General features: G+C 37.3%; 12 protein-coding genes. 6 read left to right on the top strand and 6 right to left on the bottom strand.

Annotated features, from left to right (window positions below):
* Positions 1-678: 678 nt before the first annotated feature.
* Complete coding sequence (locus BKM32_RS10670; RefSeq protein WP_076663779.1) at positions 679-6045, top strand: hypothetical protein; 5367 nt, start codon at positions 679-681, stop codon at positions 6043-6045.
* Positions 6046-6137: 92 nt separating this feature from the next.
* On the opposite strand, the gene BKM32_RS10675 is transcribed toward BKM32_RS10670, so the two are convergent.
* The 6 genes from BKM32_RS10675 to BKM32_RS10695 all read right to left on the bottom strand — a co-directional run bounded on the left by BKM32_RS10675 (position 6138) and on the right by BKM32_RS10695 (position 10684).
* Positions 6138-6509, bottom strand: a complete 372-nt coding sequence (locus BKM32_RS10675) for a DUF4258 domain-containing protein (RefSeq protein ID WP_076663780.1) — start codon at positions 6507-6509, stop codon at positions 6138-6140.
* Positions 6510-6516: 7 nt separating this feature from the next.
* Complete coding sequence (locus tag BKM32_RS10680) at positions 6517-7716, bottom strand: alanine dehydrogenase (RefSeq protein ID WP_076663781.1); 1200 nt, start codon at positions 7714-7716, stop codon at positions 6517-6519.
* Between the two features lie 60 nt (positions 7717-7776).
* A complete protein-coding gene (locus BKM32_RS16565; protein ID WP_253187452.1) occupies positions 7777-8010 on the bottom strand; it encodes a hypothetical protein in 234 nt (77 codons plus the stop codon).
* 262 nt (positions 8011-8272) lie between these two features.
* The gene (locus BKM32_RS16500; RefSeq protein WP_168155229.1) at positions 8273-8416 is read right to left on the bottom strand and encodes a hypothetical protein; all 144 of its coding nucleotides are present in this window, start codon (positions 8414-8416) and stop codon (positions 8273-8275) included.
* 158 nt (positions 8417-8574) lie between these two features.
* Positions 8575-9030, bottom strand: coding sequence for a tRNA (adenosine(37)-N6)-threonylcarbamoyltransferase complex ATPase subunit type 1 TsaE (gene tsaE / locus BKM32_RS10690; protein WP_076663782.1), 456 nt, complete (start codon positions 9028-9030; stop codon positions 8575-8577).
* A 100-nt stretch (positions 9031-9130) separates the two neighbouring features.
* The gene (locus BKM32_RS10695; protein WP_076663783.1) at positions 9131-10684 is read right to left on the bottom strand and encodes a bifunctional response regulator/alkaline phosphatase family protein; all 1554 of its coding nucleotides are present in this window, start codon (positions 10682-10684) and stop codon (positions 9131-9133) included.
* 169 nt (positions 10685-10853) lie between these two features.
* Between BKM32_RS10695 and BKM32_RS10700 the strand changes: the two genes are divergently transcribed.
* From BKM32_RS10700 to efp, 5 genes are all read left to right on the top strand, one after another.
* Entirely contained in the window at positions 10854-11951 is a 1098-nt protein-coding gene (locus BKM32_RS10700; RefSeq protein WP_253187453.1) for an HD domain-containing protein, read from the top strand.
* A 25-nt stretch (positions 11952-11976) separates the two neighbouring features.
* Positions 11977-13005, top strand: a complete 1029-nt coding sequence (gene lpxD, locus BKM32_RS10705) for a UDP-3-O-(3-hydroxymyristoyl)glucosamine N-acyltransferase (RefSeq protein WP_076663785.1) — start codon at positions 11977-11979, stop codon at positions 13003-13005.
* Positions 12992-14398 carry a bifunctional UDP-3-O-[3-hydroxymyristoyl] N-acetylglucosamine deacetylase/3-hydroxyacyl-ACP dehydratase gene (locus tag BKM32_RS10710; protein ID WP_053977879.1) on the top strand — a complete coding sequence of 469 codons (1407 nt, stop codon included), beginning with the start codon at positions 12992-12994 and terminating at the stop codon, positions 14396-14398. Before lpxD ends, BKM32_RS10710 begins: the two co-directional genes overlap by 14 nt.
* A 61-nt stretch (positions 14399-14459) precedes the next feature.
* On the top strand, positions 14460-15245 hold the full coding sequence (lpxA, locus tag BKM32_RS10715; protein ID WP_053977878.1) for an acyl-ACP--UDP-N-acetylglucosamine O-acyltransferase: 786 nt from the start codon (positions 14460-14462) through the stop codon (positions 15243-15245).
* 4 nt (positions 15246-15249) lie between these two features.
* On the top strand, positions 15250-15816 hold the full coding sequence (gene efp, locus BKM32_RS10720) for an elongation factor P (protein ID WP_076663786.1): 567 nt from the start codon (positions 15250-15252) through the stop codon (positions 15814-15816).
* Positions 15817-15821 lie beyond the last annotated feature (5 nt).

Genomic DNA, 15821 nt, shown 5'->3' on the forward strand with positions numbered 1-15821 from the left:
AAATATAATTAAAAAAATAGAGATAAATCTTCCAAAAGAAAAATACTAATCGATTCACTCTCTTTTAAATTTTAACATTTAGTTCAAGGCAATTTTTTTTCACATTTTTAGCTCAAAAAAACTAAAATGAAAAATATGTAATTTACTTAAAAATAAATAGTTAAAGATTTTAGGGACTCTCAAATATCAAAAACGACTTACAAGATTGCATTTTGTAGAATTGTTTCAAAAAAGTGTAAATCAAACATTTAACATTTTTTGAATAATCCAAGACCAATATCCTTCCGTACATAAATTGAGTTTCCAATAATGGAAATAGTTTTAAAAGTTCTTTACGATTTTGGAATCAAAATTTTAAAAAAGCAGTATTCTTTAAAATTTGTAAGTAAATAAACATTAAAAACATTTGTTTTTTACATTGAAAATTCATACAAGTGTTAAAGTTTAAAACAAAAGTTTCAGATTCGTAAACTATTAAAAATTAAATAGATATTATTGCACCGCTGATTTAAAAGCAGACATTTTTAAGTCAGTTTTTTGTTTTGCAATTTTTACAAATTGTAAGAAAAGAATCTCTTTTGAGCGCTAGTGGACGAATAAACTTAACCTTTGAACCCTTTAATGAGCACTATTATATAAATTAACAGTACAAAAGTACGCCCCAAAAATTAATAGCATATGAAAACCCCAAATTTGACCTACCATGGAAATGGTATGCACAATCTTTGTGCAAAAATTTATACCCTTTTATTTATTTCACTTTTTAGTTTCAATTCATTTTCCCAACAATTAGCCTTCCCCACAGCAAGAGGCGCAGGAGCCTATGCAACAGGTGGACGAGGGGGTGAAGTTTACCATGTCACTAATTTAAATGATAGTGGAACAGGTAGTTTTAGAGATGCTATTCGAGGTTCGAATAGAATTGTCGTATTTGATGTTAGTGGAGTTATTCATCTAAATTCAATTGCTACTACTTCTGCTAATAATATTACTATTGCTGGTCAAACTGCCCCTGAAGGAGGTATTACTATCGATGGAAATAGGGTTTATTTTAGTGGAGGAGATAACGTAATTGTTAGACATATTCGTTTTAAAGGAGGTGTTGATGGCGGTGATGATAGTTTCACGGCAACCGGCAACATGACGAATATGATTTTCGACCATTGTTCTTTTGCTTTTGGAGTAGATGAAGCTGCTAGTTGGAATACAACAAATACAGATGCTACAATAAATAATGTCACTGTACAGAGATCGATATTTGCCGAAAGTGTAAAAGGTACAATTTTGGGTGGTGCAGAAGGAGTTAATATAGGTAAAATTTCTGCGTTGAATAATTTATGGTATAACATTACTCATAGGTTTCCAAATATTAATGGTTATGGAGGCAATTATGAGGTTATTAATAACGTTGTTTGGACTGTTACAAATAGGATTATTAGAGGTAATGGTGATTTCACTCTAAATCATATTGGTAATTACTATGATTATGGCAATACAACAATAACGGATAAAAAAATAAATAACTATAATTTACTTCAAAGCTATGTACCTAAAATTCATACTAATGGAAATAAATATGTGGTTAAAAACATAGGATCTTTAACTAGTAGTGTTTCTCAAATGAATTCAAATAACACTTTGGCATGGAAGTTCTTTAAAGATGCAGGGGGCTATTCTACAGGTGATCAAGTACCATCAAATTATTTTTCTAGTAATCAATTTAGTTTATTCGGAGCTCCATTAGAAATTCAATCAGCTGATAATGCTTTTAATGATGTTAAAATGGATGTTGGCTGTAATGCCAGACTTAATGCAGATGGATCGGTCAGTAATAACTTAGATGCTTTAGATACAGAATGGCTGAATAATGTTAAGAATGGAAAATATACTAGTCAGTTATCTCAAAGTGAGTATGTAGTACCGGGCATAACATCGAATTCAAGGTCCTCCAATTATTACCAATCTAATCCACATATTCCAGAAACTTGGTTTCAAGCAAATGTTCCTAATGGACAGGATCACAATGACTTTGCGCCAAGTGGCTACACTTGGTTGGAAGAATTTTTAAATGGAGTAGATGGAAGCACAGCCACAACAACTCCGGCAATTACTGCAAACGCAGGAGAAGATCAAACAATTTGTGAAGGGGAAACTGTTACTTTAACTGCTACTGGAGGTGCAACATATGAATGGAGTAACGGAGAAACTACTGCAAGTATTGAAGTATCTCCAGAGGAAACCACAACTTATACAGTAACTGCTTATAGCAGCACGGGAAGTAACTCTGACACAGATGAAGTAACAGTTACGGTAAATGCACGTCCAACTGCAAATGCGGGGAATGACGTAAGTATCTGTCAAGGAAACAGTGTAACTCTTAGTGCTACCGGAGGAAGTAGTTACCTCTGGAATACTGGAGCAACTACCCAAAGTATTACGGTAAGCCCTAACTCAACAACTACATATTCTGTTGAAGTAACCTCTAATTCTTGTTCGGACTCAGATGAAGTCACGGTAACAGTAAATGAATTATCACAAGTTAATGCTGGAAATGATGTTACTATCGGGTATGGAGAAAGTGTGACTCTTACTGCTTCAGGAGCTAATACCTATATTTGGAATACGGGGGCTACTACCCAAAGTATAACGATGAGTCCGGCCCAAACAACAACATATGAAGTTACGGGATACACTAATGGTTGTGAAAGCACAGATACTGTTACCGTTGTTTTGGTAGACAATAGCGTGATTGCAGACGCTGGCCAAAATCAGGAAATTTGTCAAGGTGAATCTGTAACTCTTACAGCTACAGGAGGAATTACTTATGAATGGAGCAATGGAGCAACTACAGAAAGTATTACAGTATCTCCGGAAGAGACTACAACTTATACGGTGACTGCTTATAGTAGTACAGGAAGTAACTCTGACACTGACCAGGTAACCGTAACGGTAAATGCACTGCCAACTGCAGATGCAGGAAATGATGTAAGCATCTGTCAGGGCGAATCAGTAACCTTGACTGCTTCTGGTGGAGGAAGTTATCTGTGGAATACAGGAGCAACATCCCAAAGTATTACTGTAAGTCCTAATTCTACAACCACATATTCAGTTGAAGTAACATCTAATTCTTGTGCTGCTACAGATCAAGTAACAGTAACCGTAAATGAATTGCCTACAGTGGATGCAGGAACCAATGTAACAATCACCGAAGGGGAGAGCGTAACGCTTACTGCAACCGGAGGAAACACTTATGTATGGAATACGGGAGCTACAGCCGCTACAATCACTGTAAGCCCAGCTGTAACCACGACTTATGAAGTGACTGGATTTGTAAACGGATGTGAGGCTACCGATACTGTGACCGTAACCGTTGAAGAGGATACCACCGTAATCGTTAATGCCAATGCAGGCGAAGACCAAACCATCTGTCAGGGAAGTACAGTGACATTGACTGCAACAGGAGGTGATACTTACCTATGGAACACAGGTGAGACTACTGCTAGCATCACTGTAAGCCCAGAAGCAACAACGACTTATTCGGTAACTGCTTTTATCGGGGAAAACGAAGGAACTGATGAAGTAACAGTAACCGTAAATGAATTGCCTTCAGTGGATGCAGGAACCAATTTAACAATCACCGAAGGGGAGAGCGTAACGCTTACTGCAACCGGAGGAAACACTTATGTATGGAACACGGGAGCTACAGTCGCTACAATCACTGTAAGCCCAACTGTAACTACAACTTATGAAGTGACTGGATTTGTAAACGGATGTGAGGCTACCGATACGGTGACCGTAACCGTTGAGGAGGACACTACTGTAATCGTTAATGCCAATGCCGGCGAGGACCAAACCATCTGTCAGGGAAGCACAGTGACATTGACTGCAACAGGAGGTGATACTTATTTATGGAACACAGGTGAGACTACTGCTAGCATCACTGTAAGCCCCGAAGCAACAACCACTTATTCGGTAACTGCTTATATCGGGGAGAATGAAGGAACGGACGACGTTACCGTAACTATAAATGAATTGCCTACAGTGGATGCGGGAGGCAACGTAACAATCACCGAAGGGGAGAGCGTAACGCTTACTGCAACCGGAGGAAACACTTATATATGGAACACGGGTGCTACAGCCGCTACAATCACTGTAAGCCCAGCTGTAACCACCACTTATGAAGTGACTGGATTTGTAAACGGATGTGAGGCTACCGATACGGTGACCGTAACCGTTGAGGAGGACACTACTGTAATCGTTAATGCCAATGCCGGCGAGGACCAAACCATCTGCCAGGGAAGTACAGTGACACTGACTGCTACAGGAGGTGATACTTATCTGTGGAATACAGGTGAGACTACTGCTAGTATCATCGTGAGCCCAGAAGCAATTACAACTTATTCGGTAACCGCTTATATCGGAGAGAACGAAGGAACGGACGAAGTAACCGTAACCGTAAACGAATTGCCTACAGTGGATGCAGGAACCAATGTAACGATCACCGAAGGTGAGAGCGTAACGCTTACCGCAACCGGAGGTAATACCTATGTGTGGAACACGGGAGCGACTGCAGCCAGTATTACTGTAAGTCCAGCTGTAACCACAACCTATGAAGTAACAGGATTTGTAAACGGATGTGAGGCTACCGATACAGTGACCGTAACCGTTGAGGAGGATACCGCTGTAATCGTTAATGCCAATGCAGGTGAGGACCAAACCATCTGTCAAGGAAGTACAGTGACACTGACTGCTACGGGAGGTGATACTTACTTATGGAACACAGGTGAAACTACTGCTAGTATCACTGTAAGCCCAGAGGCAACTACCACTTATTCGGTAACCGCTTATATCGGAGAAAATGAAGGAACGGACGATGTAACCGTAACCGTAAACGAATTGCCTACAGTGGATGCAGGAGCCAACGTAACGATCACCGAAGGGGAGAGCGTGACGCTTACCGCAACCGGAGGAAACACTTATGTATGGAATACGGGAGCTACAGCCGCTACAATCACTGTAAGCCCAGCCATAACCACCACTTATGAAGTGACTGGATTTGTAAACGGATGTGAGGCTACCGATACAGTGACCGTAACCGTTGAAGAGGACACCACTGTAATCGTTAATGCCAATGCAGGGGAGGACCAAACCATCTGTCAGGGAAGCACAGTGACATTGACTGCAACAGGAGGAGACACTTATTTATGGAATACAGGTGAGACTACCGCTAGCATCACTGTAAGCCCAGAGGCAACTACAACTTATTCGGTAACTGCTTTTGTTGGAGATAGCCAGGATAGTGATGATGTAACTGTTACTGTAAATTCGCTTCCAAGTGTAAGCATCACTAATGGTGAGATTGTAACAATTCTTTTAGGAGATTATGTAACATTATCTGCAACAGGTGCAAACAACTACATTTGGAGCAATGGTGCTACCGAACCAAATATTGCCGTAAGCCCTAGTGTAACTACTGTTTATGAAGTAACCGGATTTGTGAATGGATGTGAGGCTACTCAACAAGTAACAGTAAAAGTTATTGAGCCGGTTTCTGCAGAAATAGTAGCTGAAAGTTTGGAAGTGTGTTTAGGTGAGAGTGTTGTATTAACAGCTTCTGGAGGTGATGAGTACCTTTGGAGTACAGGTGAAACAACGCAAAGTATCACCGTTTCTCCGGAAGAAGCTACAGAATATACCGTAACTGTTTATAATGAATTGGACGAGGATCAAGCTTCCGTTACCATCAATGTTACTGATTGTAGTGCGATTGTTGGGCCTGAGATTACCATTGGTGAGTTTAGCTTCTATTTTGATAAACATTCTGATATATTGACATTAAATTTATCTGGATATCAAAGTGTTCAAAGTATTGCTATCTATGATATGCAAGGGAATTTAGTGTATCAAATTGATCTAAATCAACTTTTGGAAGGTGAAGATTTCAGTTTAGAGGTTGATACATCAACTTTCAAAAATGGAGCATTTATCATCAAAGTAGTTTGTAATGGTAATGAGATAACCACCAAGAAAACCGTTTTTAATTAAAAGTTACAACTTGAAAAGAGTATAAAAAAAGCGCGACGTAATTGTCGCGCTTTTTTATTTTATATAATGACTTTATTTTTAAATAGAAAAGCCTATTTAAAATGCAACAAAACTATTGTAACCAGAGAATCGCAATTTTCAACATCGATAACAACTTCTTTGCTTTCTAAAGAATTCTCAATCACGTAAGTTTTACAATCTTCAGGCTTCGTTTGGCTCTTCGAGAAATTCACGTTTCCAGACCATATAAGGTTAGAAACAGCAGTTGTATCCAAATCATATAATTGCATAGTTGCCAATGCTTCCTTAGAATAGACTTTCTTTTTTAGTGCTATATTTTTTATAGTTCGGGCATTGGGCCCATAATCACAAGAAGTATTTTTTCCGCGAAGGAAAAAGGCTAAAAATATTAATCCAATGGAAAAACCACCTAAGTAGTATCCAATACGTTGTATTAATTTCATATAATATTTAAAAAATTAGAAGATTTACGTCACTGTAACTCAAACTGAACCAATCTGCAACAGATTTATTAGTTAGAATCCCGTGGTAAAAATACAACCCATTTTTTAAACCGCGATCATATCTGATGGCATCTTCAATACCTCCATCTTCACCTATCTGCAATAAATAAGGTGTAAAGATGTTACTTATGGTCACAGAAGCCGATCTAGAATAGCGTGCGGGAATATTTGGAACACAATAATGAGTGACTCCATTGTAATCAAAAGTGGGGTTGTCGTGATTGGTGACTTCACTAGTCTCAAAACAACCGCCCATATCAATGCTCACATCAATAATTACGGAGCCAGACTTCATACAGCTCACCATATCTTCAGTAACAATTACAGGTGCTCTATTGGTTCCTCGCACAGCACCAATAGCGATATCACATCGTTTTAAGGCCTTTATAAGATTTTTGGGTTGAATTGTAGATGTATAGATTGTTTGCCCTAAATTGAATTGAACATTTCTTAACTTGGAAATGGAGTTGTCGAACATCTTAACGTTTGCCCCCAAACCAATTGCCGAACGAGCAGCAAATTCGCCAACGGTACCAGCTCCAATAATCACTACTTCGGTAGGAGGTACGCCAGTGATGTTCCCAAACATCAAACCATTTCCTCCATTAATATTAGACAATAATTCCGATGCAATTAAAATAGAAGCAGTTCCTGCAATTTCACTTAAGGATCTTACAACGGGATACGCACCATCTTCGTCTTTAATAAATTCAAAAGCTAGGGCTGTAATTCGTTTGGATGCTAGAGCTTCAAAATATTTTTTTTGTTGTGTTTTAAGCTGTAATGCTGAAATAAGTAATGTGTGGGGGTTGATGAGCTTAATCTCATCAAGAGAAGGTGGTTCTACCTTTAATATAATAGGATTTGCAAAAACTTTTGCAGTATCTCTAGTGACTTCAGCTCCTGCATCACTATAACTTTTGTCTCTAAAATTGGCGCCTTCACCTGCGCCAGATTCCACCATTACTTTATGGCCGTTTGAAACTAAGGCCGAAACGGCATCTGGTGTTAGACATACCCTTTTTTCTTGAAAATGGGTTTCTTTGGGAATTCCTATGAAAAGTTCACCTTTCTTTTTGTATACTTCTAAAGTCTCTTCTAGGGGTAAAAGCTGTGCCTTTGTAAAAGGAGATAAGGGTTTGCTCATTTAAGTCAAATTAAAAACTCAAATTACAAATAAATTTTTGATATAAAATTGGATTTAGTACTAAAAGTAATCTTTAAGTCTCCCCATGACATTTTTTGGAGGACCAATCTTAAATTCATCTTCAAGCTCCTGCATGGTTTTATCAGCTTCATTTATTTTATTGAACATTCTAGCTCTAATTAAATAAATAGAAGGAATGACAATCGCCATAATCGGAAGCATGTAGATCCATTGAACCTCGTCAATATATCTTGTGTCACCTTCAATGGTTTTTATAATTTGAATGGGATACATTAAAATGGGGACCAACAAAGTATGATACCACCAGTGTCTACAGGTAAAAAACCATATTAAAAGCAATATTAAGGGGACAACTTTTCCTGTTATTACCCACATTGCATAGTTGGCATCCTCCCATAATTTACTATCATATGTAAATAAAAAAGTGTTCCAAACTTTAACAGATGGAACACCTTCATACAACGTATAAAAAAAGGGAGTAGCTGCAATTATAGTAGCAATTATACTCCCTAAAACTAATTTCTTAGTAATTTTTTTAGGTACCAGGAATGATTGGTCTTGGCTTTTTCTCGATTTCAGTTTTGATTTGATCATTTAGGTCGATTAAATTTGTAGCCTGAGCTGCAAACAACACTCCACCAAAAATAGCAATCGCTAATACATACTTTTTAGTTTTCATAATTTCAAGGGATTTAATTAATTAATTTGATTCAAATTTATACGTAACAGCTTACAAAAACTGTTAAAGAAATGTTAAAATCTTTTTTATAAATCCCGAGTATGTTACGGTTTTTCCGTAGTCTTTAGCGATGGTAAGGTGGGAAAACGCTTAAATTTTTACAAAAAATTTTGAGGCTTCATGTTGTCTTGTCCAGTTAGTTTTATGTTTTGGGTTAATTTCAAAGTTCTCTGGCCATTTTCATCAGTTACAATTTCTATACAAACGGCTTCTTCTGGTAATAATGATGGAATTTTTTCAGGCCATTCCATCAAAAGCCATTCATCACTGAATAGGTATTCTTCCAAACCAAAATTAAGAGCTTCTTCTTCATCTTCTATTCTGTAAAAGTCGAAATGATAGATACTGCCTTTTTCAAGCTTGTATTCATTAACAATTGAAAATGTAGGACTACTCACTGTATCGTTGCTGCCTAAAGCCTTTACCAAAGCTTTTATTAAAGTTGTTTTTCCAACACCCATTTCACCATAAAACAAAATGGTTTTTGAATTGATTTCATTCAAAACCTTAATAGCAACGTTTTCAATATCATGTATTTGGTAGGCGATTTCCAATCGGATATGTATTAAATAATTATAGTTACAATAATAGGAATAAAAATATGAAATTCCTAAAAAAACAAGTATTTCGTCGGATATTTTTGTATTACATGGATTATTTTGGTTGCAGAACCACAAAAGGTATAATCATTTCTTCCAGTGAAATCCCCCCATGTTGATAGGTATTACGGTAATAACTTACGTAATGATTATAATTATTTGGATACGCCAAAAACGCATCTCCCTTAGCAAAAATAAAGGAACTCGTCATATTAATAGAAGGCAGATTAACCGATTTAGGATATTTAATTGCGTAAACATCCTTGTTTTCATAAGTCAAACTTCTACCTGTTTTGTATCTTAAATTTAAGCTTGTGTCTCTATCACCAATAACTTTTGAGGGGTTTTTGACATTAATAGTGCCATGATCCGTAGTCAATATTAATTTAAACCCTAAAACCTGAGCTTGCTGGATCATTTCCAAGAGAGGAGAGTTTTTAAACCAACTTTGGGTTAAGGATCTATAAGCTTTATCATTTGACGCTAATTCCTTTACTACTTCCATTTCCGTTTTGGAGTGGGAGAGCATGTCCACAAAATTATAGACCACCACCGTAAGGTCATTATTTTTTAAAGCCTTAAAATTATCGACCAGTTTTTTTCCTGATTTAAGATTTGTGATTTTGTGATATTCGAATTTTAGGTCTCTAAGCCCCAATCGTTTCAACTGATGTTCCAAAAATTCTTCTTCATGCAAATTTTTACCACCTTCGTCAGTGTCATTTTTCCATAGGTCTGGGTGCAATTTTTCCATATCCCCAGGCATTAATCCAGAGAAGATAGCATTCCTTGCATATTGTGTAGCTGTTGGTAGAATGCTGAAATACGGCTCCTCTGAAGCTTTTTTATAATAATTGCTTACAAAGGGCTCGAAGGATTTCCATTGGTCATAACGTAAATTGTCAATCACCACCAATAACGTGGGCTGCTCTTTGCTCAGTTCTGGGACTACTTTTTCCATAAATAGTCTATGCGACATAACCGGAGCATCTTCAACATCGTTAAACCAAGAAGCGTAATTCTTTTCTACAAATTTGCCAAATTGTAGGTTAGCTTCATTCTTTTGAGATTCCAATATTTCAGTCATTCCCACATCTTCAATATCCTCTAACTGTAGTTCCCAGTAAAGTAGTTTTTGGTAAAGTTCTTCCCATTCTTCAAAACTGTTTACCATGGTCAAGTCCATCGCAATCTTACGGAACTCCTGTTGGTAATTGGAAGTGGTTTTTTCAGAAATCAATCGTGAATGGTCCAAATTCTTTTTTAAGCTCAGCAATATTTGATTCGGATTTACGGGTTTTATCAAATAATCAGCAATTTTACTACCAATCGCTTCTTCCATAATATATTCCTCTTCACTCTTAGTGATCATGACCACAGGAAGATTGGCACGTTTTTCCTTTATCTCTGTTAAAGTTTCCAAACCTGTAAGCCCTGGCATGTTTTCATCAAGAAAAACGATGTCAAAATTTGAGTTATTGATGACTTCAAGAGCTTCCGTACCACTTTGACAAGTGGTTACATTGTATTGCTTTTTCTCCAAGAATAGTATGTGTGGCTTAAGTAAGTCGATTTCATCATCAACCCAAAGAATATTTATTTGGTTCATGTATATTTGTTTAAATTAATGTAATAGCTCAAGTTTGGAAAATAAGGTAAACAAACTCAAAATATTTAACGACCCAATTTACGGATTTATTACTATTCCCAATTCGTTGATTTTTGATTTGATTGAACACAAATATTTTCAACGCCTAAGAAGAATCACACAAATGGGTATGTCCTATTTAGTATATCCAGGGGCGCACCACACACGATTCCATCACGCTATAGGTTGTATGCATTTAATGCAAAAAGCCTTGAATGTGCTAAGGTTTAAAGGGGTTGAGATTTCCGAAGAGGAAGAAAATGCGCTTTATATTGCCATTCTATTACACGATATTGGCCACGGGCCATTTTCGCATGCTATGGAACATAGTATTGTAAATGGAGTTTCCCATGAGGCCATTTCTCTCTTATTTATGGAGCGTCTGAATGAAGAATTTAACGGAAGTTTAACGCTTGCTCTAGACATTTTCAAAGGAAATTACCACCGTCAATTCATGTGCCAATTAATTTCGAGCCAGTTGGATATGGATCGATCAGACTATTTGAAGCGTGACAGCTTTTATACAGGTGTAGCGGAAGGTAATGTGAATAGTGAGCGCTTAATTACCATGTTTAATGTGGTGGATGATCAATTGGTAGTAGAAGAGAAGGCCATTTACAGTGTAGAGAAATTTTTGATAGCCCGCAGGTTCATGTATTGGCAGGTATATTTGCATAAGACTGGATTGGTGGCCGAGCAATTGTTAACTCGTGTATTGAAGCGCGCTAAGGAACTTACTAGTTCTGGAATTTATTTGAACGCTAGTAAACCTCTTTCTTATTTCTTGGAACGTGAAGTGACCGTTGAAAATTTTAGTAAAGACGATTTGGAGCTGTTTTCTAGGTTGGATGATAACGACATTATTTCAGCAATGAAGGAATGGCAATATCATGATGACTTTGTGCTGAGTAATTTAAGCAGCATGATTATTAATAGAAGCCTCCTGAAAATAAAGTTGAAAGAGAAAAAAGTTAAACAAGACGAGATTGAAAGGCAATTACAGGTCTTGAGGGACATGTATGGAATTTCAGAATATGAGGCCTCATATTTTGTGTTTGCTGGAGATATTTCCAATCAAGCATACAGTCATAAGTATCAACCAATTCAAATTTTAAAGAAAACTGGCAAAATTGTAAAAATAGGAAAGGCTAGTGGTCAATTCCATATTAAAGCACTGTCCAAACCTGTGACTAAATATTATATATGTTATCCTAAAGACAAAATGTGATACATTTTTTCTATTTTTGCCACTGATGAAATTTACAGCAATACAAATAGCAGAAATTTTAGAGGGAGACGTCGTTGGAAATCCAGATGTAGAGGTCTACAAACTCTCTAAAATAGAGGAAGGAACGCAAGGTTCCCTTACCTTTTTGGCGAATCCAAAATACAAACCTTATATTTATTCAACACAGGCATCCATTACGATTGTTAACCACAATTTCGTGGTGGAAGAGCCTATCACAACTACCCTGATTAAGGTAGAAGATGCCTACAAATCATTTTCTAAGTTGTTGGAATATTACAACCATATTAAATTGAACAAAAGCGGTATTGAGCAGCCATCTTTTATATCGGAAACGGCTAAATATGGTGAAAATATTTATGTTGGCGCTTTTTCCTATCTTGGTGAAAATGTTAAGATTGGAAACAACGTAAAAATATACCCTAGTGCTTATATTGGAGACAATGTTTCTATTGGTGACAACACAATCGTGTTTGCAGGGGCAAAGGTGTATTCAGACTGCGTGATTGGCAGTCATTGTGTGATAAATTCGGGGGCCATTATTGGCGCTGATGGTTTCGGATTTGCACCTAATGAAAATGGTGAATATTCCAAAGTTCCTCAAATAGGAAATGTAATCATTGAAGATTATGTAGATATTGGGGCTACCACAACTATTGATAGAGCTACGTTAGGTTCTACCGTTATTAGAAGAGGGGTGAAATTGGATAATCAAATTCAAATTGCCCATAACGTTGAAGTTGGAAAAAATACAGTGATTGCAGCTCAAACCGGAGTTGCAGGATCAACCAAAATAGGCCAGAATTGTCAGATTGGAGGACAGGTAGGAATTGCAGGCCATTTAAGCATTGGAAATAACGTTAAAATACAGGCGCAATCTGGGATTGGAAGAAATATTAAGGATAATGAAGTACTTCAGGGATCCCCAGCCTTAGGCTATGGAGAATACAACAAATCCTATGTGCACTTTAAAAATCTTCCAAAGATTGTAAAAGATATAAACGAAATCGAAAAAAAGGTAAATGGCAATAATTAAAACAGACATTAGACAAAAGACTATAGAAAAAGAAGTGTCTTTAACAGGTGTTGGATTGCACACGGGCAAGGATGTAACGCTTACGTTTAAACCTGCTCCAGTAAACAACGGGTTTACGTTTGAAAGAGTAGACTTGGAAGGAAATCCGGTTATTGAAGCTGACGTTACTTACGTTACGAATACACAAAGAGGGACCTGTCTAGAGAAAAATGGAGTTAAAATCCAAACTTCAGAGCACGTATTGGCGGCTTTGGTAGGCTTGGACTTGGACAATGTCACCATTGAATTGAACGCCTCAGAACCACCAATTATGGATGGTTCTTCTAAGTACTTTATAGAAGCTTTGGAAAAAGCGGGTATTGTAGAGCAGGACGATTTTAGAGAAGAATACGTAGTTACTGAGATTGTTTCGTACACCGATGAAGAATCTGGTAGTGAAATTATCGTAATGCCTGCAAAGGAGTACCAAGTGACTACTATGGTTGATTTTGGGACCAAAGTATTGGGAACTCAAAACGCAACCCTCAACCATATTTCCGATTTCAAAGAAGAAATATCCGATTGCCGTACATTCAGCTTTTTGCATGAATTGGAAATGCTTTTGGACCATGGTTTAATCAAAGGCGGGGATTTGAACAACGCCATTGTATATGTTGACAAGGAATTGTCTCCACAAACATTGGAAAAGTTAAAAGTAGCCTTCGATAAAGATGACCTTACCATAAAGCCAAACGGCATCTTGAATAATTTAACCTTGAACCATCCAAACGAAGCGGCAAGACATAAGCTTTTGGATGTAATAGGGGATTTAGCTTTGGTAGGCACCCATATTAAAGGAAAAATCATCGCCAATAAGCCTGGACACTTTGTAAACACTCAGTTTGCTAAGCAAATGTCTAAACTCATAAAGAACGAAAGACGTAATAACGTTCCAACTATAGATTTAAATCAAACACCTTTAATGGATGTCAACCAAATTATGGCCATGTTGCCACATAGACAACCATTTTTGTTGATTGATAAAATCTTTGAATTGTCAGATAGCTGCGTGGTCGGTATGAAAAACGTGACCATGAACGAGCCGTTCTTTGCCGGACATTTCCCAGGAGCACCAGTAATGCCAGGAGTTCTAATTGTAGAGGCTATGGCACAAACGGGAGGTATTTTGGTGTTGAGTACCGTACCAGACCCAGAAAACTACTTGACATATTTCATGAAGATTGATAAAGTAAAATTCAAACACAAGGTAGTACCGGGGGATACGCTTATTTTTAAATGTGATTTAATCACACCTATCAGAAGAGGCATCTGCCATATGCAGGGATATGCCTATGCAAACGGTAAACTATGTGCCGAAGCTGAATTGATGGCACAAATTTCAAAGATTAAATAATCTAAAATCTAGATTGAAAACTCAATTGGAAAATGGATTTTAAAACAATAAAAATCATAAAATGAACCAACCTTTAGCATATGTGCATCCTGGCGCCAAAATAGCCAAAAATGTGGTTATTGAGCCTTTTGCGACCATCCATAACAATGTTACTATTGGAGAAGGAACTTGGATTGGCAGTAATGTAACCATTATGGAAGGTGCTAGAATTGGCAAAAACTGTAATATTTTCCCAGGCGCCGTAATTTCTGCGGTTCCTCAGGATTTGAAATATAAAGATGAAGACACCCTTACCATTATTGGTGATAATGTTACCATTAGAGAATGTGTAACCATCAACAGAGGGACTTCTGATAGAATGAAAACGGTAGTTGGAAACAACTGTTTGATCATGGCATATTGCCACATTGCCCACGACTGCATCGTGGGAGACAACTGTATTTTTTCCAACAATTCTACTTTGGCAGGTCATATTACAGTGGGAGATTATGTAGTGTTGGCGGGAATGACCGCAGTACACCAATTCTGTTCTATTGGGAACCATGCCTTCGTAACCGGAGGATCTTTGGTAAGAAAAGATGTGCCTCCGTTTGTAAAAGCTGCAAGGGAGCCTTTGTCTTATGTTGGAATCAACTCTGTAGGATTGAGACGTAGAGGGTTTTCAACAGAAAAAATTAGGGAGGTACAGGACATCTACCGAATTTTATATCAAAAAAATTACAATAACACACAAGCTGCAGAAATCATCGAAGCTGAAATGGAGGCGACTCCAGAACGAGATGAGATACTTCAATTTATTAAGGATTCTCAGCGAGGAATAATGAAAGGATATTTTAAATCAAATTAATTTTATGGCAACTACATCAGATATCAGAAACGGATTATGTATCAGATACAATAACGATATATACAAAATCATTGAGTTTTTACACGTAAAACCAGGTAAAGGGCCTGCTTTCGTAAGAACCAAAATGAAAAGTGTAACTTCAGGAAAAGTGTTGGACAATACGTTTTCTGCTGGACACAAAATTGAAGATGTACGTGTTGAAACACACAAATTTCAATTTTTATACAACGATGGTGAGTACTACCACTTCATGAATACAGAGGATTATACACAAATCCAATTGAATGAAGGTGCTTTGGATAGACCTGATTTAATGAAAGAAGGAGAAGTAGTAACGGTAATCATCAACGCTGAAGATAACATGCCTTTATCGGTAGAAATGCCTGCCAGTGTTATTTTGGAAGTAACGCATACAGAGCCAGGTGTTAAAGGAAACACAGCGACAAACGCGACTAAGCCTGCAACTGTGGAAACTGGTGCGGAAATCAATGTGCCTTTGTTTATCAACGAAGGTGACAAGATTAAAATTGAAACTGAAAAAGGGACTTACAAAGAGCGTATTAAAGAATAGCTTTC

It is taken from the genome of Mangrovimonas sp. DI 80 (assembly GCF_001975575.1).
GTDB classification, from domain to species: Bacteria; Bacteroidota; Bacteroidia; order Flavobacteriales; family Flavobacteriaceae; genus Mangrovimonas_A; species Mangrovimonas_A xylaniphaga.